This window comes from Synechococcus sp. R55.7 (assembly GCF_047461955.1).
Lineage (GTDB): Bacteria > Cyanobacteriota > Cyanobacteriia > Thermostichales > Thermostichaceae > Thermostichus.
On record NZ_JANSIC010000064.1, the window covers coordinates 9,695 to 12,163 of the forward strand.

Below are 2,469 nucleotides of genomic sequence, written 5' to 3' on the forward strand. Positions count from 1 at the left end.
TCGGCTTCCGGGATCCGCCCCTCCAGGTAAGCGCCGATCTCCGCATAGCCCAAGGTCTGCAAGAGGGGTAAGTCTGGCCCGTAGCGCTCCCGCAGGGTTTTCACCTCCTCGATCCACCCCCGCTCCATCATCTCCGCCGTGCGCCGGGCAATGCGTTGTTCCAAACGGGGCATTGGGCAGCTCAGACCCAAGATCAAGATGGGGTAATGGGGGGGATGGGCCTGCCGTAGGCTGGAAGCCGGCTTCCCGGTGGTGTAAACGATCTCCAAAGCACGCAGCGTGCGCACTGCGTCATGGGGATGAATGTGCTGGGCGGCAACGGGATCCAACTGCTGCAGCCAGGCGTAGCGGATCTCAGGGGGCCAAGTTTCCAGTTGTCTTCTCAGTTGGGGCTGCGGGGGTACAGCAGGGATCCCTAGGCCGGAGGTTACCGACTGGATGTAGAGACCGGTGCCCCCCACCAAGATGGGAGTCTGTCCCTGCCGATGGGCCTCGGCGATGCGGGCTTGGGCCGCCTGCTGAAACTCGGCCACCGTGTAGGTGTGGCAGGGATCAACAATGTCGATCAACTCGTGGGGCCAAAGGGCCTGCTCGGCGGGGGTAGGCTTGGCTGTGCCGATGTCGAACTCGCGGTAGACCTGGCGAGAGTCCGCATTCAACAACGGGGATCCCAGCCGTTGGGCCAAAAGCAGCGCCTGTCGAGATTTCCCGGTGGCCGTGGGGCCGGCAATGACGATCAATCCCGGCCATTCTGTCCGGTCAGAAGCTGCTGCAGCGGGAATGCCATTCTCGAGGGTAATGCGCATTCGCTACCCAAACCATCGGCAGGGCAGACTGGCAAGCAACTTTCCTCAGAGACCAGATTAAGATTCTCGAAGAACCTTGTCTCTTTGGGTTAGGATCGGTTACTTACTACCCTGCTTTTTTGCTGTGCTGATCTCATCCTACATTCCTGCTTCGACGGTTTTGAGGGGCAATGGGCCACAGCCGCAGCCAGTGGCGCAGTTTTTACCTCTCCGGCTAGAGCTGTTCGCAAGGCGCGGCCTCAGCCAGATTGGACGGGCAATTGGAACAGGGTTGCTGATGGCTATGCTCATAGGTGTCCCTTGCTCGGCGCGGGGGGAGACCTTGGTGCTCAAGCAGGGAGAAGTGCGCACTCTGCCCCTGCTGCAAACCCGGGCTCGGCTGCCCTTGCAAATGGAAATGCTCTATCTGGGCATGGTCGAGGAGCGCTTCTTGAGCTACGCCCGCGCCAACAATTGGGAGACCATTTCCAGCGACCGGGAGGATCCCCGCTGGAGCCGCTGGCAACTGCGTCCTGGGGGTGAAGCCCTTTACCTGCCCGATTCCCCTTCATCTCAGAACTCCTTGGAGCCCCCCATCTATGCCCGTGGGTTTTATGTGCAGGCCTATTTTGTCGGCGGGCGCCTGGCGGGAATGCACCTGATTCGCAACCCCGAAGAGCCGGGCTTCAACTTGACAGCCCTGCAAAGGGTGATCCGCGCCTGGTTTCCCGATAATCGCCTGATGTTGTATTACCAAGTGTTGCCAGAGGATCCCGAGCAGCAGGTGCTGGGCGCCTATCTGGGCACCATTCCTCCCCCCTACCTTGCCGATATTCGGCGCAACCGCGTGCCTTTTTGTCAGACTTTTCTCAGCCCCACTTTGCCCCAGCCGATCATCCCACCCTCCGTCGATGGGCCTCCCCATTGCCTGGGCACAACTGCCGTCAACAGCGGGACGGGGCCTTACGCTGCCCAGAAAGAGACTGCGGCTATGCGCTAAAGGCACGTGAGGAGTTGGCTCAGCGCAGCGCTGGGGTCAAGCCGGATTTCAGTAAGGGAGCAGTTTCCTTCAAAATGAACTGTCACCTTAAACTGTCACCAGCTCGGGACGGCGGCTGTTGCGAATGCTGCGAATGGCTTCTGCATAGTCTTTGGCCTTGAACACTGCCGAACCGGCCACAATGGCGTTGGCTCCTGCTTCAATCACCTGCCAAGCGTTGCTGGCTTTGATGCCGCCATCCACCTCGATCCAGGGATCCAGGCCCCGCTCATCGCACATGGCCCGCAACTGGCGAATTTTGGGCACCACTGCCGGAATGAAGCTTTGCCCGCCAAATCCGGGGTTGACACTCATGATCAACACCAGATCCACCAGATCCAGCACGTATTGGATCAGCTCCAGGGGGCTGGCCGGATTGAGCACCACGCCCGCTTGCTTGCCCAGATCCTTGATTTGGCTGAGGGTGCGGTGCAGGTGAATGGTGGAGCTGGACTCTGCGTGCACGGAAATAATGTCGGCCCCTGCCTTGGCAAAATCCGCCACATAGTTCTCCGGCTCTACAATCATCAGGTGGACGTCCAGGGGCTTGGCCGTCACCGGGCGCAGGGCTTCCACCACCAACGGGCCGATGGTGATATTGGGCACAAAGCGGCCATCCATGACATCCACATGGATCCAGTCGGC

The 2,469-nt window shown here is 60.2% G+C and carries 3 protein-coding genes; 1 reads left to right on the plus strand and 2 read right to left on the minus strand.

The window, feature by feature from the left end:
* The coding region (miaA, locus tag NW820_RS05075; protein WP_414406860.1) for a tRNA (adenosine(37)-N6)-dimethylallyltransferase MiaA at window positions 1-806 on the minus strand (806 nt) is incomplete at its 3' end.
* Window positions 807-1,083: 277 nt separating this feature from the next.
* Here miaA and NW820_RS05080 point away from each other — a divergent pair.
* The gene (locus NW820_RS05080; RefSeq protein ID WP_414406861.1) at window positions 1,084-1,785 is read left to right on the plus strand and encodes a hypothetical protein; all 702 of its coding nucleotides are present in this window, start codon (window positions 1,084-1,086) and stop codon (window positions 1,783-1,785) included.
* 87 nt (window positions 1,786-1,872) lie between these two features.
* On the opposite strand, the gene rpe is transcribed toward NW820_RS05080, so the two are convergent.
* Window positions 1,873-2,469: ribulose-phosphate 3-epimerase (gene rpe / locus NW820_RS05085; RefSeq protein WP_414406862.1), on the minus strand; the 597-nt coding region annotated here is incomplete at its 5' end.